The sequence below is a fragment of the Archangium primigenium genome, from assembly GCF_016904885.1.
GTDB lineage: Bacteria > Myxococcota > Myxococcia > Myxococcales > Myxococcaceae > Cystobacter > Cystobacter primigenius.
Genome location: NZ_JADWYI010000001.1, coordinates 3,763,151 through 3,787,196, shown reverse-complemented (window position 1 = coordinate 3,787,196; position 24,046 = coordinate 3,763,151). Strand labels below are relative to the sequence as shown.

The following is a 24,046-nucleotide window of genomic DNA, read 5'->3' as shown; positions in this document are numbered from 1 at the left end:
CCCGCCGCGCCTGGAGGGAATTTGAGAACGCTGCGTACCCTGGCCCTCACCGGGCTGATGACCCTATCCGCACCCGCCTGGGCCGGAGATTTCGTCGACACCCGCCTCTCCTTCGCGTTCGCGGATGACAACGTCTTCGCCAACTCGGGAGAGACCACGCCCAACAGCCCCACGGCGCGCTTTGGCGGCGGTCTGCAGAACACCCAGTTCTACGACAACTTCAACACGCGCTTCTCCGGCTTCGAGACGCTGTCCAACATCGTCCTCTACAAGCGGATGCCGGCGTTCTTCGAGGGGCTCACCACCGAGGCGGCCTTCACCGTGCTCGTGCTGGAGAACCCCTCGGGCGACATCTCGCTCCGGGACAACTCCAGCTACATCCGCCTGCAGTACCGGCCCCAGGGCTGGGGCGAGAACGAGGGGCTGTCGCTCACGGGCTTCCCCGTGTCCGCGGACCGCTTCCGGCTCGGCTACGCCTACCGCATCTCCTGGGGTGGCAGCGGCGTGTTCACCACGCGCGCCGCCCAGGCGGGCGTGCCGGGCGCCAAGCTGCAGCTCACGCGCGACCGTTGGTACGCCTACGCGGGCGCCAAGACGGCGCTCGTGTTCAACGATCTCATCAAGGAGCAGGAGTCGCTCTACGGCTTCATGGCCGGCGCCGGTTGGGACGTGCTGGAGACGCTGCGCCTGGAGGCCGGCGGCGGCTACTTCCAGAAGGGCATCGTGCCGGGCCTGGCCGCCCAGAGCGTGCGCGCGCCGGTGAACTCCGCGGGCGTGTCCGCGCAGGGCGTCTACCACGTGGGCGTGCCCGTCGGCACGAGCATCGACTTCCGGCTCTACAAGAACGATCCGGACGTCTACCAGCGCTTCTTCGCCCCGGAGCAGTACCCGGGCGGCCTGTCCTACTCGGTGTCGCTCGAGGGCAGCTACCTCGTGCAGACGCTGTCGGATCCGGACGTGTTCGGCCGCACCGTGCCCCAGGGCGCCACGGCGCTGGCGCTCCAGGCGCGCGCCAAGTGGAACTACTGGCGCTTCCACCTGCTGGGCCTCTACCGCAGCCTGTCCTTCATCCAGTTCGAGGTGCCCGGCCTGCCGCCCTTCAGCGAGTTCCCCAAGGGCACCGAGGTCAGCCCGGAGATGTTCCTCGCCGCGGGCGCGGACTACAACATCCCCGCCTGGCACCTGACGCCGGGCTTCATCATCGGCGTGCAGCAGCCCTCCTCGTTCCGCAGCCCGGATCCCCTGCTCGGCGGCAACATCCCGCCCCAGGGCTTCACCGGCACGCGCACCGTGGTGGTGCGCGACGTGAGCACGTTGAGCATCCTGCCGACCACGTGCGGCCCGACCAACGCCATCTGCCTCGCCGAGCCCATCCTCTCCGCCAAGGGCACGTTCCGCTGGGATCTGTCCGAGACCGTCGCCACCGTGGGCGAGCTCTATTACACCTACGATCCGAACCGGACGACGTTCCGGGATGACGCCGTGGGCATCGCGCAGCCGAGCTTCCAGATGCCCCACGCGCTCGGCTTCAACCTGCTGCTGCAGGCGCGCTTCTAACGCTCCGCGGTCCCCGCACGAGGCCGGACGTCCCGGGCAGTCCGCCGGGGCCTCCGGCCTTTCGTGCGTCCGGGGTCGGCTTTGAGGCGGCTCCAAACGGCATGGTAGGTTGAGGGTCCGCGATGTAGTTCGAGGGGGCGGACGCCAGCGCACACCATGGACCACGACAAGACAGCGCCTTCTTCACTGCCTGCCGGAGTCCTCGCCCCGGACACCCTCATCCAAGGCCGCTTCACCCTGGGCGAGCTCGCCGGCCGTGGTGGCATGGGCCATGTCTACCGGGCCCGCGATGGCGTGTCCGGTCGGCCCGTGGCCCTCAAGGTGCTGCACTCGCCCATCTCCCCGGAGGTGGTCTACCGCTTCAACCGCGAGGCCGTGCTGCTCGAGTCCCTGCACCACCCGGGCATCGTCGCCCACGTGGCCCACGGTACCACCGAGCGCGGCCAGCCCTTCCTGTGCATGGAGTGGGTGGAGGGCGAGGAGTTGTCACGCCGCCTCGCGCGCCAGCCCCTGTCGCTGCCCGAGACGCTCGCCCTGCTGCGCCGCGCCGCCGAGGCCCTGGCCCACGCGCACCAGCGCGGCATCGTCCACCGGGACATCAAACCCTCCAACCTGCTGCTGCGCGGGGGCCGGCCCGAGGACGTGGTGGTGCTCGACTTCGGCCTGGCCCGTCACACCGAGCCCACCCTGGTGGGCGTCACCGGCACCCACACCGTGGTGGGCACCCCGGGCTACATGTCCCCGGAGCAGGCCTCCAGTCAGTCGGAGATTCCTCCCGCCGCCGACATCTTCTCGCTGGGCTGTGTGCTCTACGAGTGCCTCACCGGCAAGCCTCCCTTCTCCGCGCCCCACTTCGCCGCCGCCCTGGCCAAAATCCTCTTCGCCGACCCGGAGCCCCTGCACTCCGTGCGGCCGGGACTACCCGTCGGGCTGCAAGTCCTCATCGACCGGATGCTCGCCAAGGACCCCCGCCGCCGCATGCCCGACGCGGACCGGCTCCTGGAGGCCCTGAATGCCCTGGAGGCCGTGCCCGAGTTGCTGCTGCCCCGCGCCGAGCCCCAGGCGGCGCCCATCCGCTTGCCGGACGCCGAGCAGCGGCTCGTCAGCGTGCTGCTCATCTCCCTGCGCGGCCTGGAGGCCGAGGACAAGACGGCCCTGCGCGGTGAAGGGGCCGCGGTGCTCGACTCCCTGCGCACCACGCTCTGGCCCCAAGGCACGCGCGTGGAGTTGCTCGCCGACGGCTCGCTGGTGGCCACGCTCGCCCCCGACCGCGGCACCGCCACCGACCAGGCGGCCCTGGCCGCGCGCTGCGCCCTGACGTTCAAGGAGCGCTGGCCCGAGGCCTCGGTGGTGTTGGTGACGGGCCTGGGCGTGCTCAACGAGCGGCTGCCCGTGGGTGCCGCCATGGACCGCGTGGGCTTGCTGTTGAGCAAGGTGCAGCGCATGCCCGGCCCGGCCCAGGTGGTGCTCGACGAGGTGACGGCGGGACTGCTCGGCCCGGGCTTCCAGCTCTCCCGCATCGACGCCAGCATGTACCTGCTGCACGCCGAGCGACTGGGGACCGATGAGTCCCGGCCGCTGATGGGCAAGCCCACCCCATGCGTGGGCCGCGAACAGGAACTGGCCCTGCTGGACTTCACCCTGTCCGCCAGCATCGATGACCCACAAGCACGGGTGGTGCTGGTGATGGCGCCGCCGGGCGTGGGCAAGTCACGGTTGCGCCACGAGTTCCTGCGCCGACTGGAGCGGCGAGCCGAGCCCGTCCAGGTGATGCTGGGCCTGGGCGACCCCCTGAGCGCGGGCGCCTCCGTCAGCCTGCTCGGCCAGGCCCTGCTCCGCTGGTGTGGCCTACCCGAGGGCGCCAACCTGGAGGCACGTCGCACGCGGCTCTACCAGCGGGTGACCGCGCACCTTCCCGAGGCCGAGGCCCAGGACACGGTGGAGTTCCTCGGGGAGCTGTGCGCCATCCCCTTCCCCGACGAGTACAGCCCCCGCTTGCGCGCCGCCCGGAGCGACCCCCGGCTCATGAGCGCCCAGCTCGGTCCCGCCCTGGTCGCGTTCCTCAAGGCCGAGTGCGCCCATCAACCGGTGCTGCTCGTACTGGAAGACCTCCACTGGAGCGATGCCGTCACGGTGAAGCTCGTGGACGAATTGCTGCGAGAGCTGGCGGACCAGCCCTTCATGGTGCTGGCGCTGGCGCGGCCCGAGGTGAAGGAGGTGTTCCCCGGGCTGTGGTCGCGGCACGTGCAGGAGGTGGTGCTCAAGGGCTTGAGCCGCAAGGCGTGCACGGGCCTGGTGCGCGAGGTGCTCGGCCCCCAGATGCCCGCCGCCCTCGTGCAGCGCGCCGTGGAGCAGTCCGACGGCAACGCGCTGCTGCTGGAGGAACTCATCCGCGCCATGGCCGAGGGTCACGGCGTGGCCGTGCCCGGCACGGTGCTGGCCGTGCTCCAGACGCGTCTGCTGCGCATGCACCCCGAGGTGCGCCACGTGCTGCTGGCCGCCAGCGTCTTCGGCCACACCTTCTGGTTCCACGGCTTGAAGGAGCTGCTGGGGACGCCGCCCGACGCGCTGACGCTCCAGGTGCGGCGACTCGTGGAGGAAGAGGTCATCGTCCTGCAGTCCACCAGCCGCTTCGCCTCCACGGACGAGTACCACTTCCGCCATGCCCTGGTGCGCGACGCGGCCTATGCACTCGTCGCCGACAGCCACCGGGTGTCCGCCCACCGGCTCGCCGCCCTGTGGCTGGAGCAGATGGGCGAAACGGATGCCCTGGTGCTCGCCGCTCACCACCAGAGTGGCAAGCAGCCCGAGCGCGCCGCCCACTTCCACCTGCTCGCGGCCGAGCAACTCTTCGAGCGCCATGACCTGGTGGGCACCCTGCGCTGCGTGGATGCCGGTCTGGGGGATGGCGCGAGCAGGAGCGTGCGCGTGCGACTGCGCGCGCTCAAGGCCGTGGTGCTCGCCGCGATGCACCAACTCGCCCGAGCGATGGATGTCGGCGGCCCAGCGCTGGACGAGCTCGAGCCGGGCAGTCCCCTGTGGTGCCGACTGGCGGCGGCACTCGTCACGGGCCACCTCTTCCTCCGCAATCAGACGCAACTGCACCGGGTGAGTCAGGAGCTGATGTGGGCCGCGCCCCATTCCGAGGCCATGTCCACCTATGTCGAGGCCTGCACCTATCTGGGCGGCACGGCCCTCTGGTCCGGGGAACGTGAGTGGATCGAGCTGCCGCTGGCACGCATCCAATGCGTGGCCGAATCGGAAATCGAGAGGGATCCGGTGGTGCGCGGCTGGGCCCTGAACTTCAAGGGTCAATACCTCCACTACTTCGAGCCCTGTCCCTGGCAGGGCTACCAGCTGACGGAACAGGCGAAGACGAGCTTCCTGACCGTGGGCATGGGTCACCAGGCCATGGTGGTGCTCGCCCAGCAGGGCGTGTGCTTGAACGCGCTGGGCGACATCTCCGGTGCGCTCGAGCTGCTGCGCCAGGCGGAGGCGCTGTCCCAGCACATCGAGAACCGGCTGTTCACCACCTTCGTGCACTACTTGCGGCTGCGGACGCTGACCCTCAGCGTCGATCCCCAGGACTGGAAGGAGGCCCAGGACCGGGCGAGTGAGCAACTGGGAGGTGAGGACGCCGATCCCTTCCGCCAGGGCCTCGAGCACCTGGTGCTCGCGCGGGTGGCCCTCGTTCAGCAGCTGTACACCGAGGCCGCGGAGCACGCGCGCCTGGCCTGCGATGCCTTGAGCCTGATCCTCACCTTCCGGCTCGATGCCCGCGCCACCCTCAGTCAGGCCCTGCTCGCGCGCGGCGCGGTCGCGGACGCGCTCCAGGTCGCGACCGAGGGCGTACGGGAACTGGAAGAGCGGCGCATCCGGGGCACCTACGCGGTGGCCATGCACCTGGCGCTCGCCGAGGCCCGCTTCGCCGCGGGAGACACCCCGTCTGGGGAGCTGGCCCTGCGCGAGGCCCTGGACCTCGTGCATGTCCGCGCCGCCGACATCCCCGAGCCCCAGGCCCGCGAGCGCTTCCTGCGCCACGTGCCCGAGAACGCTCGCACGCTAAAGTTGGCGCGTGAGCGATGGGGAGAAGCCATGCCCGCCTTGGGGTGAGCAAGGTGGTACGCTGGTTCCGTCACATGGACCACGACAAGACAGCGCCCTCCTCACTGCCTGCCGGAGTCCTCGCCCCGGACACCCTCATCCAAGGCCGCTTCACCCTGGGCGAGCTCGCCGGCCGTGGTGGCATGGGCCATGTCTACCGGGCCCGCGACGGCGTGTCCGGGCTGCCTGTCGCCCTCAAGGTGTTGCACTCGCCCATCTCCCCGGAGGTGGTCTACCGCTTCAACCGCGAGGCCGTGCTGCTCGAGTCCCTGCACCACCCGGGCATCGTCGCCCACGTGGCCCACGGCACCACCGAGCGCGGCCAGCCCTTCCTGTGCATGGAGTGGGTGGAGGGCGAGGAGTTGTCGCGCCGCCTCGCGCGCCAGCCCCTGTCGCTGCCCGAGACGCTCGCCCTGCTGCGCCGCGCCGCCGAGGCCCTGGCCCACGCGCACCAGCGCGGCATCGTCCACCGGGACATCAAACCCTCCAACCTGCTGCTGCGCGGCGGCCGGCCCGAGGACGTGGTGGTGCTCGACTTCGGCCTGGCCCGTCACACCGAGCCCACCCTGGTGGGCGTCACCGGCACCCACACCGTGGTGGGCACCCCGGGCTACATGTCCCCGGAGCAGGCCTCCAGTCAGTCGGAGATTCCTCCCGCCGCCGACATCTTCTCGCTGGGCTGCGTGCTCTACGAGTGCCTCACCGGCAAGCCTCCCTTCTCCGCGCCCCACTTCGCCGCCGCCCTGGCCAAAATCCTCTTCGCCGACCCGGAGCCCCTGCACTCCGTGCGGCCGGGACTGCCCGTCGGGCTGCAAGTCCTCATCGACCGGATGCTCGCCAAGGACCCCCGCCGCCGCATGCCCGACGCGGACCGGCTCCTGGAGGCCCTGAATGCCCTGGAGGCCGTGCCCGAGTTGCTGCTGCCCCGCGCCGAGCCCCAGGCGGCCCCCATCCGTCTGCCGGACGCCGAGCAGCGGCTCGTCAGCGTGCTGCTCATCTCCCTGCGCGGCCTGGAGGCCGAGGACAAGACGGCCCTGCGGGGCGAGGGCGCCGCGGTGCTCGACTCCCTGCGCACCACGCTCTGGCCCCAAGGCACGCGCGTGGAGTTGCTCGCCGACGGCTCGCTGGTGGCCACGCTCGCCCCCGACCGTGGCACCGCCACCGACCAGGCGGCCCTGGCCGCGCGCTGCGCCCTGACGTTCAAGGAGCGCTGGCCCGAGGCCTCGGTGGTGTTGGTGACGGGCCTGGGCGTGCTCAACGAGCGGCTGCCCGTGGGCGCCGCCATGGACCGCGTGGGCTTGCTGTTGAGCAAGGTGCAGCGCATGCCCGGCCCGGCCCAGGTGGTGCTCGACGAGGTGACGGCGGGACTGCTCGGCCCGGGCTTCCAGCTCTCCCGCATCGACGCCAGCATGTACCTGCTGCATGCCGAGCGGTTGAGTACGGACGAGTCTCGTCCCCTCATGGGAAAGCCCACGCCGTGCGTGGGCCGCGAGCAGGAACTGGCCCTGCTGGACTTCACGCTCTCGGCCAGCATCGAGGATCAGCAAGCGCGGGTGGTGTTGGTGATGGCACCGCCGGGCGTGGGCAAGTCACGGTTGCGCCACGAGTTCCTGCGCCGGCTGGAGCGGCGAGCCGAGCCCGTGCAGGTGATGCTCGGCTTGGGTGACCCCCTGAGCGCGGGCGCCTCCGTCAGCCTGCTCGGCCAGGCCCTGCGGCGTTGGTGTGGTTTGCCCGAGGGCGCCAACCTGGAGGCACGTCGCACGCGGCTCTATCAGCGGGTGAGCGCGCATCTGCCGGAAGCGTTGGCCCAGGACACGGTGGAGTTCCTCGGGGAGCTGTGCGCCATCCCCTTCCCCGACGAGTACAGCCCGCGCCTGCGCGCCGCCCGGAGCGATCCCCGGCTCATGAGCGCCCAGCTCGGTCCCGCCCTGGTCGCGTTCCTCAAGGCCGAGTGCACCCACCAACCGGTGCTGCTCGTGCTGGAAGACCTCCACTGGAGTGACGCCCTCACGGTGCGACTGATCGAGGAGTCCGTTCGAGAGCTAGCGGACCAGCCCTTCATGGTACTGGCGCTGGCGCGGCCCGAGGTGAAGGAGGTGTTCCCCGGGCTGTGGTCGCGGCACGTGCAGGAGGTGGTGCTCAAGGGCCTGAGCCGCAAGGCGTGCACGGGCCTGGTGCGCGAGGTGCTCGGACCCCAGGTGTCCGCCGCCCTCGTGCAGCGCGCCGTGGAGCAGTCCGACGGCAACGCGCTGCTGCTGGAGGAGCTCATCCGCACCATGGCCGAGGGTCACGGGGTGGCCGTGCCCGGTACGGTGCTGGCGGTGCTCCAGACGCGTCTGTTGCGCATGCACCCCGAGGTGCGCCACGTGCTGCTGGCCGCCAGCGTCTTCGGCCACACCTTCTGGTTCCACGGCTTGAAGGAGCTGCTGGGGACGCCGCCCGACGCGCTGACGCTCCAGGTGCGTCAACTCGTGGAGGAAGAGGTCATCGTCCAACAGTCCACCAGCCGCTTCGCCTCCACGGACGAGTACCACTTCCGCCATGCCCTGGTGCGCGACGCGGCCTATGCACTCGTCGCCGACAGCCACCGGGTGTCCGCCCACCGGCTCGCCGCCCTGTGGCTGGAGCAGATGGGCGAAACGGATGCCTTGGTGCTCGCCGCTCACCACCAGAGTGGCAAGCAGCCCGAGCGCGCCGCCCACTTCCACCTGCTCGCGGCCGAGCAACTCTTCGAGCGCCATGACCTGGTGGGCGCCCTTCGCTGCGTGGAGGCCGGCCTGGAGCACGGTGTGGGCGGACACCTCGGGGTGCGGCTGCGGGCCCTGCACTCCGTGGTGCTCACCTCGATGGATCAGCTTCCCCGGGCGATGGAGATCGGAGGCCCGGTGCTGGACGAGCTCGAACCGGGCAGTCCCCTGTGGTGCCGACTGGCGGCGGGCCTTGTCACGGGCCACCTCTTCCTAGGCCATCAGGCGCAACTGAACCGGGTGAGCCAGGAGTTGCTCTGGGCCACCCCCCACCCCGAGGCCATGGCCACCTATGTCGAGGCCTGCGCCTATCTGGGCGGCACGGCGCTCTGGACGGGGATGCGGCAGTGGATCGAGCTGCCCCTGGCGCGCATCCAGAGCGTGGCCGCGGCGGTGATGGAGAAGGACCCGGTGGTGCGCGGTTGGGCCCTGAACTTCCGCAGCCAGTACCTCCACTACTTCGAGCCCAGTCCCTGGCAGGGATACCAACTCTCCGAGGGGGCCCAGCGGAGCTTCCTGAGCGTGGGCATGCAGAATCAGGCCAGCGTGGGGCTCGCGCAGATGGGCGTGAGTCTGGCCGCGCTGGGGGATGTCCCGGGCGCCCTCGAGTTGCTGCGCGAGGCGGAGGGGATGGCCCGGAGCATGGAGAACCGGCTGCTCACCACCTTCGTGCACTACGCGCTGCTGAGGACCCTCACCTTGCGCGCCGATCCTCAGGACTGCGAGGAGATCCGGGCGCGGGTGGGCGAATGGCTGGGCGGCGCGGACGCCGATCCCTTCCGACGGGGACTGGAGCACCTGGTGCTCTCGCGGGTGGCGCTCATCCAGGGGCTGTACGCCGAGGCCGAGGACCACGCGCGGCAGTCCTGCGACGCCTTGCGCATGGTCCTCACCTTCCGGCTCGATGCCCGCGCGTCCCTCTGTCAGGCCTTGCTCTCGCGAGGCGCGAGCGCGGAAGCGCTCCAGGTCGCGACCGAGGGCGTGCGGGAGTTGAAGGAGACCAAGCTTCAGGGCGCCTACGCGGTGGCCATGCACCTGGCGCTCGTGGAGGCCCACTTCGCCCTGGAAGACACCGCGTCGGGGGAGCGAGCCCTGCGCGAGACCCTGGACCTCGTCCACTTGCGCGCCGCCGACATCCCCGAGCCCCGGGCCCGCGAGCGCTTCTTGCGCCAGGTGCCCGAGAATGCACGTACCCTGCAACTGGCCCACGCCCGTTGGGGAAGTCCCCCCTCCGCCGTGGGGTGACGGCATGGATTACGACAAGACCGCCCCGGCCACTTCGGCCTCCAGCTACCTGCTCGCCGGCACCCGGTTCCACGGCCGCTTCACCGTGGTGGAGCCCGCGGGGCACGGGGGCATGGGCAACGTCTATCGCGCGCGCGACGAGGTGACGGGCCACCCCGTGGCCCTCAAGGTGCTGCACGCGCCCGTCTCTCCGGAGGTGGCCTACCGCTTCAACCGCGAGGCCATGATGCTCGAGGCCTTGCACCACCCGGGCATCGTCGCCCACGTGGCCCACGGTCTCACCGAGCAGGGCCAGTCCTTCCTCATCATGCAGTGGGAGGAGGGCGAGGAGTTGTCGCGCCGCCTCGTGCGCCAGCCCCTGACGCTGCCCGAGACGCTCGCCCTGTTGCGCCGCGCCGCCGAGGCCCTGGCCCACGCGCACCAGCGCGGCATCATCCACCGCGACATCAAGCCCTCCAACCTGCTGCTGCGCGGGGGCCGGCCCGAGGACGTGGTGGTGCTCGACTTCGGCCTGGCCCGGCACACCGAGCCCTCGCTGATGGGCGTGACGAAGAGCCACACCGTGGTGGGCACCCCGGGCTACATGGCGCCGGAGCAGGCCTCCAGCCAGTCGGAGATTCCCCCCGCCGCCGACATCTTCTCGCTGGGCTGCGTGCTCTACGAGTGCCTCACCGGCAAGCCGCCCTTCGCCGCGCCCCACTTCGCCGCCGCCCTGGCCAAGATCCTCCTCACCCACCCCGAGCCCCTGCACACCGTGCGTCCGGGATTGCCCGCGGGGCTCCAGGTCCTCGTCGACCGGATGCTCGCCAAGGACCTCGGTCGGCGGATTCCGGATGCGCCCCGGCTGCTGGAGGCTTTGTCCGCCCTGGAGGCCGTGCCCGAGTTGCTGCTGCCCCAGGGCGAGACGTCTCCGGCGCCCATCCGGCTGGCGGACGGGGAGCAGAAGCTCGTCAGCGTGCTGCTCGTGACGCTGCGTCCCCCGGGGACGGCGGACGAGACGGCCCGGCGCAAGGCGGGCGTGGAGGTCCGCGACGCGCTGCGCACGGCGCTCTGGCCCCATGGCATCCACCTGGAACTGCTGGCGGATGGCTCGCTCATGGCCACGCTGGCCCCCGAGCATGGCACCGCCACCGACCAGGCGGCCCTGGCGGCGCGCGGCGCGCTCACCATCCGCGAGCGCCACCCCGAGGCCTCGGTGGTGTTGGTGACGGGCCTGGGGGTGCTCAACGAGCGGCTGCCCGTGGGCGTGGCCATGGACCGCGTGGGCCTGCTGCTGCGGCGCACCCAGCGGCTCCAGGGTCCGGCGCGGGTGGTGCTGGACGAGGTGACCGCGGGACTGCTCGGCCCGAGCTTCCAGCTCTCGCGGGTCGAGCCGGACATGTACCTGCTGCACACCGAGCGGCTGGGCGCGGACGAGTCCCGGCCGCTCATGGGCAAGCCCACCCCGTGCGTGGGCCGCGAGCATGACCTGACCCTGCTGGACTTCACCCTCTCGGCCTGCATCGAGGAGCAGCTCGCCCGGGTGGTGTTGGTGGTGGCCCCGCCGGGCGTGGGCAAGTCCCGCCTGCGCCACGAGTTCCTGCGCCGACTGGAGCGTCGGCCCCAGCCCATCCAGGTGATGCTGGGCCAGGGAGATCCCCTGAGCGCGGGCGCCTCGGTGAGCCTGCTCGGTCAGGCCCTGCGGCGGCTGTGTCACGGGGACGAGGGCGATTCACTGGAGGCGCGCCGGGCCCGACTGACCCGGCGCGTGACGGCGCACCTGCCCGAGGCCGAGGCCCAGGAGACGGTGGAGTTCCTCGGGGAGCTGTGCGCCATCCCCTTCCCCGACGAGCACAACCCCCGCCTGCGCGCCGCCCGGGGGGATCCCCGGCTCATGAGCGCCCAGACGAGCCGGGCCCTGGTGACGTTCCTCAAGGCCGAGTGCGCCCACCAGCCGGTGCTGCTCGTGCTGGAGGACCTGCACTGGAGCGACGCCCTCACGGTGCGGCTGATCGACGAGGCCCTGCGGGAGCTGACCCATCAGCCCTTCATGGTGCTCGCCCTGGCGCGGCCCGAGGTCAAGCAGCTCTTCCCGGGCCTGTGGTCGCGGCACGTGCAGGAGGTGCCGCTCAAGGGCCTGAGCCGCAAGGCGTGCACGGGTCTGGTGCGCGAGGTGCTGGGCGCCGAGGTGCCCGAGCCCCTCGTGCAGCAGGCCGTGGAGCAGTCCGACGGCAACGCGCTGCTCCTGGAGGAGCTCATCCGCGGCATCGCCGAGGGCCGGGGCGTGGCCATTCCCGGCACGGTGCTGGCGGTGCTCCAGACGCGCCTGCTGCGCATGAGCCCCGAGGTGCGCCACGTGCTGCTGGCCGCCAGCGTCTTCGGCCACACCTTCTGGGCGCAGGGCGTCCGGGAGCTGATGGGGCCCCAGCACGCCCTGCTGGAGACCCACTTGCGGCGGCTCGTGGAGGAGGAGGTCATCGCCCAGCAGCCCAGCAGCCGTTTTCCCGCCACGGACGCGTATCACTTCCGCCACTCGTTGGTGCGCGACGCCGCGTACGCCCTGGTGCCCGAGGCCCAGCGCACCACGGCCCACCAACACGCGGCCGCGTGGCTCGAGCGCATGGGCGAGACGGACGCGCTGGTGCTCGCCGCCCATCACCAGCGCGGCCAGCAGTCCGAGCGCGCCGCGCACTTCCACCTGCTCGCGGCCGAGCAGCTCTTCGAGCGCCATGATCTGGTGGGCACCCTGCGCTGCGTGGAGACCGCGCTGCAAGGCGGCGTGCGCGGTGAACCGGCGCTCCGATTGAGCGCGCTGCAGGCCGTGGCCCTCGTCTGGAGGGATCAGATGCCCCGGGCGCTGGAGATCGGCGGCCCGGTGCTGGGCGCGCTCGAGCCGGGCAGCGCGCTGTGGTGCCGCCTGGCGGGAGGACTCGCCACGGGCTACCTCTTCAGTGGAGACGTGGCGCGGATGAGCAAGGTGAGCGAGCTGCTGCTGCACGCCCAGCCGCGCGCCGAGGCGGTCGCCGCCTATGTCGAGACGTGCGCCCTGCTCGGGGGCACCGCCCTCTGGACGGGCGTGCGCGAGTGGACGGAGGGTTACGTGAAGCGCGCCAGCCAGGTGGGCACGGACGTCATCGCGCACGACGCGGTGGTGTGCGGCTGGCTGATGAACCTCAAGTGCCAGTACCTGCACTACTTCGAGCCGCGCCCCTGGCAGGTGTTCCTGGACGCCGAGCTGGGACGCAAGAGCTTCAGCGCGGCGGGCATGGAGCACCACGCCACCGTCGGCCGGGCCCAGGCGGGGCTCGCCCTCGCCGCGCTCGGAGACCTGAGCGGCGCGCTCGAGCGGCTGCGCGGCGCGGTCGCCCACATTCCCAGCGCGGAGAACCAGCTCTTCGCCGCCCTGGTGCGCTACTACCTGCTGCGCACCCTGGCCAGCAGCCCCGAGCCCACCCACTGGCGGGAAGCGCGGACGCAGGTGGACGCGTGGCTGGGCGGCGACGACGCGGACCCCTACCGGCGGGGCCTGACCCAGCTCGTGCTCGCCCAGGTGACGTTCGCCCAGGGACAGGCCGCCGAGGCCGAGCGCCACGCGCGCCAGGCCTGCGAGCTGCTGGCCCCCCTGCGCACCTTCCTCATCGACGCGCGCACCGTGCTCGCCAACGCCCTGCGCCTCCAGGGCCAGGCCGCCGAGGCCCAGCAGGTGGCCCTGCGGGGCGTGCGCGAGGTGGAGGAGATGAAGACCGAGGGCGTGTACGCGGTGGCCATGCACCTGGCGCTCGCGGAGGCCAGCTTCGCCGGGGGCGACGTCCCCACGGGAGAGAGCGCCCTGCGCGAGGCCATGCGGTGCGTGCGGGCCCGTGCCTCCGACCTGCCCTCCCCCGAGTTCCACGCGCGCTTCCTGCGCCGGGTGCCCGAGAACGCCCGCGTCCGGGAGCTGGCCCGGGAGCGCTGGGGGACGGCCGACACCCCGGAGTGATACAGACGCCCGCCATGGAGACTGACAAGCTGCTGTCGTCGTTCGTGAAGGTGCTCGTGTCCGACGCCGAGCGCTCGTTGAAGTTCTACGAGGCCCTCGGCTTCAAGCGCCTGAACGCGGATCCCCCCTTCACCCACCTGCGCTGGGAGCAGCAGGCCGAGGTGTACCTCGTCGCCGTTCCCGCCGCGGCCACGCTCAAGGAGCGCCGGGGCGTGGGCGTGCTCATCGGCATCCGCGTGGGCGCGGTGGGCCTCGAGGAGATCGCCACCCGCGCCCGGGAGCTCGGCACCTCCGTGGAGGGCCCGACCCGGCAGCCCTGGCACACGCGGGAGCTCACCGTCGAGGATCCCGACGGCTACCGGCTCAACTTCATCGAGCCGGCCTGAGCCCCGCGGGCGTCCGTCAGCGGCCGGCGAACTGCACGCCCTCGAAGACGAGCGAGGGCGTGCGCGCGGAGCTGAACGGATAGGGATCCGCGCCCACCGCCACCAGCCGCTTCCACAGGTCGAGCTGGTTGCCGGAGATGTTCATCTCGCTCACGGGCTCGGCGAGCTGTCCGCCGCGCACGCGGAAGCCCTGCACGCCCAGGGAGAAGTCGCCCGTGACGGCGCTCGAGTTGCCCCCGAGGAAGCCCGTCACCAGGATGCCGTCGCGCAGGTCCTCCAGGAGGCCCGCCCGCGCCTTGGTGCCGAGCGTCCAGGCGAGGTTGGAGGGCGAGCTCGTCGTCGGACGGCGCTGCAGCTTGCGGCCGTAGTAGCTGTCGATGAAGTACGAGCGCAGCACGCCCTGCTCGAAGAGCGTCAGCTCGCGCGCGGCGATGCCCTCGCCGTCGAACAGGCGCGAGCCGAGGCCCCGCTTCACGTGCGGCTCGTCCTTGAGCGTGAGCAGGTCGCTGCCCACCTTCTCGCCCTCGCGGCCCTCCAGGAACGAGCGCTTCTGCTGGATGGAGGCGCCCGACATGGAGCCGAGCAGCATGGACACGAGCCGCCCGGACACCTTGTGGTCCACCGCCATGGGCAGCACCGCCGACTCGCCCTTCGTCGCGCCGATGCGGCCCAGGGCCCGCTCACCCGCGCGGCGGCCCAGCACGTTCGCGGCCGGCAGATCCTCGAAGAAGCGCGCGAAGCCCGAGTCCGACTCCTCGGGGCGACGGCCGTCCGGATCCTGCACGCTCACCTCCGCCGAGGCGACGAACTGCGTGCCCCGCGCCCCGCCCTCGAAGCCGTTGGAGGTGACGCGGTAGGACTCGCGGAACAGGTCCCCGAAGCCCGTGGTGACGGACAGGATGGCGCCCGTCGTGTCGGCCGAGCGCGCGCCCTCCTCCAGCTCCCGGGCGAAGCGCTGGCGCTCCTCGGCGCTCAGCTGCCCCTGACGGGGATCCTCGATGGACAGGTCCAGGGCGGCGCGCCCCGCGTAGAGCTCGGCATCCGGCAGCCGCCGGTGCTCGTCGCGCGCCAGGGCCCGCGTCATGGCCAGGCCGTCCGCGATGAAGCGGTCGAGCGCCTCGGGCCGCAAGTCACTCGTGGACACCGAGCTGTAGCGTCCGTCCAGGTAGAGCTGCAGCGACAGGCCGCGCGTCGTCGCCTCGGACACCTTCTCCAGCCGGCCGTCGCGCCACTGCACCTCCACCTCGCGCATGCGGCCCGCGGTGGCCGAGGCCTCGGTGGCCCCGTGCGTGCGCGCCAGCTCCACCGCCCGGCGCGCCGTGTCCTTCAAGTCCTGATCGATCTCGATGGTCGTGCTCATGGAAGGCCCCTCTCAGGCGTTGCGTCCGCCCACGGTGATGGATGCGACGCGCACGGTGGGGATGCCCTGGGACACCGGCACGCCCTGCCCGTCCTTGCCGCACGTCCAGCCGCCCTCGTCGATGACCAGGTCGTCGGCCACCATGTCCACCTGCTCCAGCACCTTGGGCCCGTTGCCGATGATGTTCACGTCCTTGATGGGCCGGGTGAGCTTGCCGTCCTCGATGAGGTAGCCGTTCTTCACGTAGAAGGTGAAGTCCCCGGCGCCGATGTTCACCTGGCCGTTGGTGAAGTTGGAGCAGTAGATGCCCTTCTTCACCGAGGCGATGATCTCCTCGGACTTGTGGGGCCCGGGCAGCATGTAGGTGGAGCGCATGCGCGGCAGCGGCGCGTGCCGGTAGCTCTCGCGGCGGCCGTTGCCCGTGGGCTTCACCTTGTAGTGCCGCGCGGAGATGGAGTCGTGAAGGAACGTGGTGAGCACGCCGTTCTCCACGAGCATCGTCTTGTCCGGCACGTTGCCCTCGTCATCCACGTTGATGGCGCCGCGCGCGTACTCGTTGGTGCCATCGTCGACGATGTTCACGAAGGGGTGGGCGATGGGCTTGTTGATCTTGTCCGCGTAGATGGACGTGCCCTTGCGGTTGAAGTCCGCCTCCATGCCGTGGCCGATGGCCTCGTGCAGCAGGATGCCCGAGGAGCCCGCGGCGAGCACCACCGGCATCTCCCCGGCGGGCGGCTGCGAGGACTCGAAGAGGATGGTGGTGCGGCCCACCGCCTCGCGCACGATGCGATCCAACCGCTCCTCGCCATAGAACTCCATGCCGGAGCGGCCCGCGACGCCGTAGGCGTTCTGCTCGCGCTTGCCGTTCTGCTCGGCCACGCACGACAGGTAGAGGCTCGTCATGGGCTGCACGTCCTCCACGAGCCGCCCGGTGCTGTCGGCCACGAGGATGGCGCCGTGCTCGTCGGAGAACGACACGGTCACCTTGGAGACGCGGCCGTCGGCCTTGAACGCCGCCGCGTTGAGCCGCTCCAAGAGGGGCAGCTTGCGCTCGGGCCGCACGGCGTCCCAGTTCGTCTGGAGCACGTAGCGCTTGGGCACGTCCTTGAAGACATGGAAGTGCTGGGGCGCGGTGCGCGAGGGCCCGTCCGCGATGGCCGCCGCCGTGCGCGCCGCGCTGCGCATGGCGTCGCGCGTGAGGTCCTCGGTGTAGGCGTAGCCCGTCTGGTCGCCCTTGATGACCCGCACGCCCACGCCGAGCTCCACCTGGCTGGAGGCCCGGCTCACCACGCCGTCCTCCAGGCCCATGGCGGTGGAGACGCGGTGCTGGAAGAACAGGTCGCAGTAGTCCCCGCCCCGCGACAGGGCGGCGGCCAGGGTCTCGCGGATGAGGCCCTCGGTGATGCCGAACCGGGAGAAGTAGCCGATGGAGGCCACCGGACCTCCCGCGCCCGCCGTTGAATCCGCCAGCGCCTCACCCATCAAATCGCTCCGCGTCATCGCGCACCTGCCTCCTGTCGTCCGGCTCTCGAGTGATGTGCTCCACCCACACGCCCTCCTGCTCTAACGGGCGGCGGTCCTCCGCGCTCACGCCACCGACGTCATCCGCACCACCTCGTCGAAGGACGTCAGCCCCATGGCGAGCTTGCGCACCGCCGCCTCACGCAGCGTGCGGGTGCCCGCCCGGCGCGCCGCGTCCAGCATCTGCGCGTGGTTGGCGCCGCGCGAGATGAATTCGCGCAATTCGTTGGTGAGGTTGACGATTTCGAACGCACCGGTCCGGCCCCAGTACCCCGTGCCCCGGCAGCGCACGCAGCCCGCGCCCTTGACGATCTTCACCCCGCCCGGCAGCAGGGGCAGCGGCGTGCCGAGCATGGCCAGCTCGTCCTGGGAGAGCTGGGCGGGCTGGGCGCAGTGCGGGCACACCCGCCGCAGCAGGCGCTGGGCCATCACGCCGATGAGGCTCTGCGCGAGCAGGAAGGGGGGCACGCCCATGTCCTTGAGGCGGGCCACCGCGCCGATGGCGTCGTTGGTGTGCAGCGTGGAGAGCACCAGGTGGCCCGTGAGCGCGGCCTGCACCGCGTTCTCCGCCGTCTCCTCGTCGCGGATCTCGCCCACCATGATGACGTCCGGGTCCTGGCGCAGGATGCTGCGCAGGGCGTTGGCGAAGTCGAGCCCCAGCTTGGGCTGCACCTGCACCTGGTTGAAGCCGTCCCACACCATTTCGATGGGATCTTCAATGGTGGTGACGTTCACGTCCTGGCCCGCCACCGCCTTGAGCGCCGAGTACAGGGTCGTCGTCTTGCCGCTGCCCGTGGGGCCCGTGACCAGGATGATGCCGTGGGGCTGGTCGATCCACGACTCGAAGACGGACTTCTCCTGCGGGTCGAAGCCGAGCTGGGCGATGTCCTGCACGAGCGTCTCCGGATCGAACACACGGATGACGATCTTCTCGCCGAAGGCGGTGGGCAGCGAGGACACGCGCAACTCCACCTCGCGCCCGTCCTTCTCCGTCTTGATGCGGCCGTCCTGGGGCTTGCGCTTCTCGGAGATGTCCATGCGCGAGAGCGTCTTCACGCGCGACACGATGGGCGGGTGCACGCCGGAGGGCAGCGTGTACACGGGGTGCAGCACGCCGTCGATGCGCAGGCGCACGAGCGAGCTGTTGCGCTTGGGCTCGATGTGGATGTCCGAGGCGCGGTTGTCGAAGGCGTAGCGCAAGAGGTAGTCCACCGCCTGCACCACGGGCTGGTCCGCCGCGTCCAGCTCCTGGCGGTTGCTCAGCGAGACGAGCTGCTCGAAGTTGTTGACCTGCCCCACGTTGCCGGGATTGGCGTTGAAGTCATCCGCCGCCTTGGCCAGCGTGCGCTTGAAGCCGTAGATGTCCGCGATGGCCCGGAGGATGTCCGTCTTCGACGCGAGCACCGGATCGATCGCCATGCCGGTGAGCACGTGCATGCTCTCGAAGAGCTCCTTGTCGAAGGGGTTGGCCACCGCCACCACCAGGCGGCCGTCCTGGGCCTTCTCCAGGGGCAGCAGCACGTGCTTCTGCGCGAAGGGCCGGGACACGGTGCGCGTGGCCAGGGACATGTCGAGCTTGAGCGGATCCACCTTCTTGTAGGGGACGCCGGCGGCGCGCGCGGCGATCTCCGTCACCCGGTCCTCGTCCAGCGAGCCGCGGCCATCCGCCAGGGGCACCTGGAAGGCGGCGACGATCTCCACCGGGGACACCTCGTAGCGCGCGGCGTCCTTGCCCACCACGCCCTGGTTCTTGAGGACCCGGGCGCGCGCGGCCGACTCGCGGGTGAGGATGTTCTGGCCCTGATCGGCGGTGAGCACCCGCTGGGAAACGAGCGCCTCGAGCACGAAGGGCAGGGAGAAATCGGTCTTGCTCCGGTTGCTACCGGAAGCGGGCGGGGTCACGGGCGCTGGCAACGGCGTCTCCTTGCGGCCACGAACAACACGGCGAGGGCACCGAGGAATCCCGGCGCGTTCACGGCGGAGCCCTGACAACCACAGCCCGGGCCCATGACGGTGCCCGGGCCTGTCCCCCCGCCGGGCGACGGGGACGGGGGCGTGCCCGCGTCGCGGGGCCCCTCGCACGACGGGCAGCCCGCGTCCACCGGCTCGGGGCCCACGCATTGGCCGGAGGCGGAGCAGGTGGAGCCCGCGGGACAGTCTTCTTGTGCCCGGCAGGGAGGCAGGCAGCCACGGGCTCCCTCCGGGAAGGCGGCGCACTGGAGCGCGGGATGGCAGGTGCCCTGCTCGCAGGCGCGCACGCACAGGAGCGCCTCGTCACCGCCCACCTTCTGGCAGCTCGAGCCGTTCGGACAGGCCGAGGCGCACGTGCCGGCCTCGGTGCCACAGCGCTGGGAGCAGACCCCCTGGGGGTTGCCATTCACGAACAGGCAGAACTCGCCCGTGCCGCACCCGGCATCGGTGTCACACGTCTGGCCGATCCGCACCCCCGGGTTCTGCGTGGGCACGCATTGCTTGTCGCACGCGCGGCAGACGAAGCCCGCCGCGCAGTCGCGCTCCGCGCTGCACGCGGGCACACAGGCGTCGCCCCCGGTGGACACGCCGCCACAGACGTACTGGGCGCGGCACTGCCCGGCCGCCTCGGGCGCGCAGGCCTTGAGGCAGTAGGCGGCCGCGCGTCCGGCCACGGTGGCGGAGACACACAGCGCGCCCGAGGGACAATCCCGGGCCGCGGCGCACGGGCGCGAACAGTAGCCCCCCACCCAGGCCACGCTCCCCGAGGGACGTTGCTCGGGATCGATGCAGACGGCGGGCGCGGGACCACACTCGGAATTCAGGGAGCAGGGCTCGCCCAGGGGCGTCGCCGCGAGCGCGGTTGCCCCCAGGAGCCACACGCCCCAGATCAGCACCCCCAGCCAACCACGACCCCGCATCGACCCTCCCTCTCGTGAACGGCGCGAACGAAAGGGGCGCAGTCTACCCGCGAATCGCCCGGATGGTGGCCTCCACCAGCGCCTCGGGCGTGGGCCGCTCGGCCACGGCGGCCACCGCGAGGCCCAGGTGCGTCAGGGCCGTGGCGGTGGTGGGCCCGATGGCCACCAGCCGCGCCGCGCCCAGGCCCGCCCGGCCCGCCTCCTCCAGGAAGGCCTCCGCCGTGCGGGGCGAGGCGAACAGGGCCACGTCCGGCGGCGAGGCCTCCAGCTCCCGCCGCGTCTCGTCCGCCAGCGCCGTGCCGCGCGAGCGGTACGCCGTCACCCGCGTCACCCGGGCGCCCTGCTCCCGCAAGGCCTCCTCCAGCTCGCGCCGCCCCTCCTCCGCCGCCGGCAGCAGCACCTCGTCCCCGGGCCGCAGCGCGGGCCGCAGCACCTCGGCGAGCGACTCCGCCGTGCCCGCGGGCGCCTCGGCGGCCACCGTCAGGCCGTGGCCCTCCACGGCGCGCGCCGTGCGCGGTCCCACCACCGCCAGGCGCACCGCCGAGAGCATGGCCGTCGTGCCCGCCTCGCGCAGCGCGTCCATCAGCGCATCCACCGCCGAGGGGCTGGCGAACGCCACCCACGCGTAGCGTTGGATGGACTCGGCGGCCGCGAGCAACGGGCGCACGTCCTCCGGAGGCACCAGCTCCAACAGGGGAACATGCATGACGTGCGCGCCCTCGTCCTCGAGCAGGAAGCACAGCTCCTCCGCTCGCTCACGCGGGCGCGTCACGAGGACGCGGATACCTTCGAGTCGCTTTTCCACGCCCCGGACTCTAGGGCTCCGGCGCGGATGCGCGACCAAAATCACGCAGGATGTCCGCCGCGCCCCGCGCGAGCAGCTCCTCGGCGAGTGCGTCGCCCACCGTGAGCGCCGCTTCCACCGGACCGCTGCGCTCGCCCTCCACCACCTTCGTGCCGTCCGGACGGCCCACGAGTCCACGCATGTGGACGGTCTGGCCCACCACCGTGGCATGTCCCGCGAGCGGGACGGTGCAGCCGCCTTCCAGCCGCGCCATGAAGGCGCGCTCGGCCGTCACCGCCACGCGCGTGGTGGCGTCCTCCAGCGGCGCGAGCAGCGCGCGCACCGCGACGTCCTCGGTGCGGCACTGGATGGCGAGCACGCCCTGCCCCACCGCCGGCAGGCTCAGGGACGTGGGCAGCACCTCGGCGACCTCGGACTCGAGCCCCAGGCGCTTGAGGCCCGCGAGCGCGAGCACCGCGCCGTGCAGCTCCAGCTCGCGCATGCGCGTCAGCCGCGTCTGCACGTTGCCGCGCAGGCTGACGATCTCCAGGTCCGGCCGGCGCGCGCGCAGGATGCAACTGCGGCGCAGTGACGACGTGCCCACGCGGGCGCCGCGCGGCAGCCGCTCGATGGACAGGCCGGCGGGGCCACAGAGCGCGTCGCGCGGATCCTCGCGCACGGGCAGCGCCGCGAGCAGCAGTCCCGCGGGCAGGATCGACGTCATGTCCTTGAGGCTGTGCACGGCCAGGTCCGCGCGGCCATCGAGCAGGCACTGCTCGATCTCCTTCACGAACAGGCCCTTGCCCCCCACGGTGGACAGGGGCCCCGCGAGGAAGCGATCCCCCGCGGTGGTCATCTCCACGAAGGAGACCTCGAGCTCCGGGTCGAGCCGGGTGAGCAGCGCGCCCACGTGACGGGCCTGCCAGAGCGCCAGTGGACTCTGCCGGGTGGCGATACGAACGGCCTTCATCCCTTGCCTCCCTGGATCAGCACGTTGGGGCCTTGCTTGTTCGGCGGCGTGGACTCGTCGAGCCCGAAGAGCTCGGCGGCGGCCCCCGCCAGCCGGTTGCCCTCGTGCTCGGGGCCCACCGCGCGCAGGCGCGCCGTGGGCTCGTGCAGCAGCTTGTTGACGATGGCGCGCGCCATGGCCTCGATGCTCTTGCGCTGCTTGTCATCCAGGCTGTCGCCCAGCGCGGAGAGCGTGCGCTCCACCTCGGCGCGGGCGATGGCCTCGCCGCGCTGGCGCAACTGCGCGAGCACCGGCACGCCCTGGCGCACGGCGCGCTCGCGCACGAAGCGGGCCACTTCCTGCGCCACCAGCACGCCCGCCTTCTGCGCCTCCTCGACGCGCGCGGCGGCGTTGTCCGCCACGAACTTCTGGATGTCGTCCAGGTCGTACGCGTGCACCCAGTCCAGCTGGCCCACGTCCAGCGCGATGTCGCGCGGCACCGCCAGGTCCACCATGAAGAGCGGGCGGAAGCGGCGCGCCTTGCCCACCGCGCCCACGTTCTCCTGGGTGAAAATGGGCAGGGGCGAGGCCGTGCCGCACACCACCACGTCCGCCTGGGTGAGCAGCGAGAAGAGCTCCTCGAAGGGCCGCGCGGTGGCGCCCACCTCGGCCGCGAGCGCCTCGGCGCGCGCGAGCGTGCGGTTGGTCACGAACATGCGCGAGGCCCCGGCCTGCTTGAGGTGCCGCGCGGCCAGCTCCGACATCTCGCCCGCGCCCACCAGCAGCACCGTCTTGTCCCCGAGCCCGTCGAACACCTTGCTCGCCAGCGCCACGGCGGCGCTCGCCATGCTCGTGGCCGAGCGGCCGATGGCCGTCTCCGTGCGCACGCGCTTGGCGCAGCCGAACGCCGCGGCGCACACGCGCGTGAGCTCCCCGCGCACCGCGCCCGAGCCCTGGCCCCGCTCGAAGGCGTCCTTCACCTGCCCGAGGATCTGCGCCTCGCCCAGCACCATGGAGTCCAGGCTGGCGGCCACCCGGAACAGGTGCACGAGCGCGTCCTCGCCCCGGTGCTCATAGAGGTGCTCGAGCGTCTCGGGGCCGCCCCAGCGCGCCAGTTCCTCCAGGGCGCCCGCCCGGGCCCGGGCCACGTCCGGCGAGGCCAGGTACAGCTCCACGCGGTTGCAGGTGGACACGAGCAACGCCTCGTGGGGCGCCTGGGCCAGGCGCCGCAGCAATTCCACCTGCTGGGTCTCCGCGAGCGCGAGCCGCTCGCGAACGGAGAGCGGCGCGGTGCGGTGTGACAGCCCCATGCACAGGAACTCCATGCTAGCGCCACCCTCCGGCCAGATGCGTGAAGTCATACGACGAGAGGAAGCAGAGCAGCAGCAAGCCGAACCCCGTCATGGTCAACAGCGCGACGCGCCGCCCCCGCCACCCGCCAAAGGCACGGGCGCCCACGAGCGCGGCGAACACCACCCAGGCCACCAGGGTGGCGATCTGCTTGGACTGCCAGGCCCAGATGAACCCCGGCGCCGCGCTGGAGAAGAAGGCCCCGGTCACCAGCGTCACCGACAGGGCGATGAAGCCCACCACCACGAGCCGCTGGTTGAGCGTGTCCAGGAACTCCAGCGAGGGCAGCCGCGCGAAGAGCAGCCCGAAGCGCTTGCCCTTCACCTGCCGCTCCATGAGCAGGTACATCACCGCCACGCCCGCGGCCACCGCCGAGGCGGCCACGCCCAACAGCGCGATGGTGATGTGCACGGGCAAGAGCGGCCGCTTCATGTCCGGGGGCAGCGGTCCGCCCGCGTCCAGGAGCAGGCCGGGCAGGAGCACCGCCACCGCCAGCGGGGTGATGAAGGCGCCAATCACCGGCCGCCGGTAGCGCACGTCCACCACCAGGAAGATGGCCAGCAGCAGGAAGGCGAAGGTGGAGAAGCCCTGGGCCACCCCCACCGGCCGGCCGCCCTGGGCGCCGAAGAGCCCGAAGAGCGCCACGCCGTGCAGGGCCAGCCCCGTGCCCACGAGCACGCGGCCCGCCGTGGCGAGCGCGTCCCATTGGCGGACGAGGTAGACGAGGTAGATCAACGCCGCGACGACATAGGCGTGGCAGGCGAGAGAGACCAGCGCGTGATTCATGGCGGCTACAACCCACGGGGCCCGGTGCGTCAGCCCATCTTGTTCAAAAGGAAGGCGGCGAGGAGATCGGTCTCGGAATCGGGCCTGGCCGCCTCTGGCTCGTCCGAGGGGGCTTCGGGCACCTCGGCGACATAACCGGGGACGACTTCGTATGCCGTATCTCCGAGCAACACCGAGTCGGCCATCTGCTCGGCGCCCAGGGACTTGAGCTGCTCCTCGGTCTTCACCTTGGTGACCAGGCCATGGGTGTCCTCGCCTGTCACCAACTGGAGCACATGGACCGCGGGCGTCACGGGGTACACGCCCTCCTCGCCCGTCACTTGGAGCACCCCGTCGCGCACGTCCGCTTTGTCCTCCAGGGCCCACTCCTCGAGCTGGGTCTGGGGAAGAAAGAGCCTCATCACGGCG

At 71.7% G+C, this 24,046-nt stretch carries 14 protein-coding genes; 5 read left to right on the top strand and 9 right to left on the bottom strand.

What is annotated here, in order from left to right; all coding sequences use genetic code 11:
- Positions 1-21: 21 nt before the first annotated feature.
- The 5 genes from I3V78_RS15660 to I3V78_RS15640 all read left to right on the top strand — a co-directional run bounded on the left by I3V78_RS15660 (position 22) and on the right by I3V78_RS15640 (position 13,997).
- A complete protein-coding gene (locus I3V78_RS15660) occupies positions 22-1,557 on the top strand; it encodes a hypothetical protein (RefSeq protein ID WP_204488742.1) in 1,536 nt (511 codons plus the stop codon).
- A gap of 156 nt (positions 1,558-1,713) precedes the next feature.
- Entirely contained in the window at positions 1,714-5,670 is a 3,957-nt protein-coding gene (locus I3V78_RS15655; RefSeq protein WP_204488741.1) for a serine/threonine-protein kinase, read from the top strand.
- A gap of 26 nt (positions 5,671-5,696) precedes the next feature.
- Positions 5,697-9,653, top strand: a complete 3,957-nt coding sequence (locus I3V78_RS15650; RefSeq protein ID WP_204488739.1) for a serine/threonine-protein kinase — start codon at positions 5,697-5,699, stop codon at positions 9,651-9,653.
- Between the two features lie 4 nt (positions 9,654-9,657).
- A complete protein-coding gene (locus I3V78_RS15645) occupies positions 9,658-13,611 on the top strand; it encodes a serine/threonine-protein kinase (protein WP_204488736.1) in 3,954 nt (1,317 codons plus the stop codon).
- Between the two features lie 14 nt (positions 13,612-13,625).
- Positions 13,626-13,997, top strand: a complete 372-nt coding sequence (locus tag I3V78_RS15640; RefSeq protein WP_204488734.1) for a VOC family protein — start codon at positions 13,626-13,628, stop codon at positions 13,995-13,997.
- A gap of 16 nt (positions 13,998-14,013) precedes the next feature.
- Here the strand turns inward: I3V78_RS15640 and I3V78_RS15635 are convergent, their stop codons facing one another.
- The 9 genes from I3V78_RS15635 to I3V78_RS15595 all read right to left on the bottom strand — a co-directional run bounded on the left by I3V78_RS15635 (position 14,014) and on the right by I3V78_RS15595 (position 24,039).
- Entirely contained in the window at positions 14,014-15,357 is a 1,344-nt protein-coding gene (locus tag I3V78_RS15635) for a TldD/PmbA family protein (protein WP_204488733.1), read from the bottom strand.
- Between the two features lie 12 nt (positions 15,358-15,369).
- Entirely contained in the window at positions 15,370-16,857 is a 1,488-nt protein-coding gene (locus tag I3V78_RS15630; protein ID WP_239576448.1) for a TldD/PmbA family protein, read from the bottom strand.
- 87 nt (positions 16,858-16,944) lie between these two features.
- A complete protein-coding gene (locus I3V78_RS15625; RefSeq protein ID WP_239576447.1) occupies positions 16,945-18,792 on the bottom strand; it encodes a GspE/PulE family protein in 1,848 nt (615 codons plus the stop codon).
- Positions 18,777-19,769: an MYXO-CTERM sorting domain-containing protein gene (locus tag I3V78_RS15620; RefSeq protein WP_204488731.1), complete on the bottom strand. Its 993-nt coding sequence runs from the start codon at positions 19,767-19,769 to the stop codon at positions 18,777-18,779. Before I3V78_RS15620 ends, I3V78_RS15625 begins: the two co-directional genes overlap by 16 nt.
- Before the next feature lie 43 nt (positions 19,770-19,812).
- Entirely contained in the window at positions 19,813-20,574 is a 762-nt protein-coding gene (locus tag I3V78_RS15615) for a uroporphyrinogen-III synthase (RefSeq protein ID WP_204488729.1), read from the bottom strand.
- A gap of 10 nt (positions 20,575-20,584) precedes the next feature.
- Entirely contained in the window at positions 20,585-21,523 is a 939-nt protein-coding gene (hemC, locus tag I3V78_RS15610; RefSeq protein ID WP_204488727.1) for a hydroxymethylbilane synthase, read from the bottom strand.
- Positions 21,520-22,827, bottom strand: a complete 1,308-nt coding sequence (hemA, locus tag I3V78_RS15605; RefSeq protein WP_204488725.1) for a glutamyl-tRNA reductase — start codon at positions 22,825-22,827, stop codon at positions 21,520-21,522. Before hemA ends, hemC begins: the two co-directional genes overlap by 4 nt.
- A gap of 1 nt (position 22,828) precedes the next feature.
- Positions 22,829-23,638: a cytochrome C assembly family protein gene (locus tag I3V78_RS15600; protein ID WP_204488723.1), complete on the bottom strand. Its 810-nt coding sequence runs from the start codon at positions 23,636-23,638 to the stop codon at positions 22,829-22,831.
- A 29-nt stretch (positions 23,639-23,667) separates the two neighbouring features.
- On the bottom strand, positions 23,668-24,039 hold the full coding sequence (locus I3V78_RS15595; protein ID WP_204488714.1) for a hypothetical protein: 372 nt from the start codon (positions 24,037-24,039) through the stop codon (positions 23,668-23,670).
- Positions 24,040-24,046: the final 7 nt, after the last annotated feature.

What these genes read in the sequence shown, in the direction of transcription:
- I3V78_RS15655 (WP_204488741.1), top strand. Translation starts at nt 1,714, where the DNA reads ATGGACCACGACAAGACAGCGCCTTCTTCACTGCCTGCCGGAGTCCTC.
- I3V78_RS15650 (WP_204488739.1), top strand. Translation starts at nt 5,697, where the DNA reads ATGGACCACGACAAGACAGCGCCCTCCTCACTGCCTGCCGGAGTCCTC.
- I3V78_RS15645 (WP_204488736.1), top strand. Translation starts at nt 9,658, where the DNA reads ATGGATTACGACAAGACCGCCCCGGCCACTTCGGCCTCCAGCTACCTG.
- I3V78_RS15640 (WP_204488734.1), top strand. Translation starts at nt 13,626, where the DNA reads ATGGAGACTGACAAGCTGCTGTCGTCGTTCGTGAAGGTGCTCGTGTCC.
- I3V78_RS15635 (WP_204488733.1), bottom strand. Translation starts at nt 15,357, where the DNA reads ATGAGCACGACCATCGAGATCGATCAGGACTTGAAGGACACGGCGCGC.
- I3V78_RS15630 (WP_239576448.1), bottom strand. Translation starts at nt 16,857, where the DNA reads ATGACGCGGAGCGATTTGATGGGTGAGGCGCTGGCGGATTCAACGGCG.
- I3V78_RS15620 (WP_204488731.1), bottom strand. Translation starts at nt 19,769, where the DNA reads ATGCGGGGTCGTGGTTGGCTGGGGGTGCTGATCTGGGGCGTGTGGCTC.
- hemC (WP_204488727.1), bottom strand. Translation starts at nt 21,523, where the DNA reads ATGAAGGCCGTTCGTATCGCCACCCGGCAGAGTCCACTGGCGCTCTGG.
- hemA (WP_204488725.1), bottom strand. Translation starts at nt 22,827, where the DNA reads ATGGAGTTCCTGTGCATGGGGCTGTCACACCGCACCGCGCCGCTCTCC.
- I3V78_RS15600 (WP_204488723.1), bottom strand. Translation starts at nt 23,638, where the DNA reads ATGAATCACGCGCTGGTCTCTCTCGCCTGCCACGCCTATGTCGTCGCG.
- I3V78_RS15595 (WP_204488714.1), bottom strand. Translation starts at nt 24,039, where the DNA reads ATGAGGCTCTTTCTTCCCCAGACCCAGCTCGAGGAGTGGGCCCTGGAG.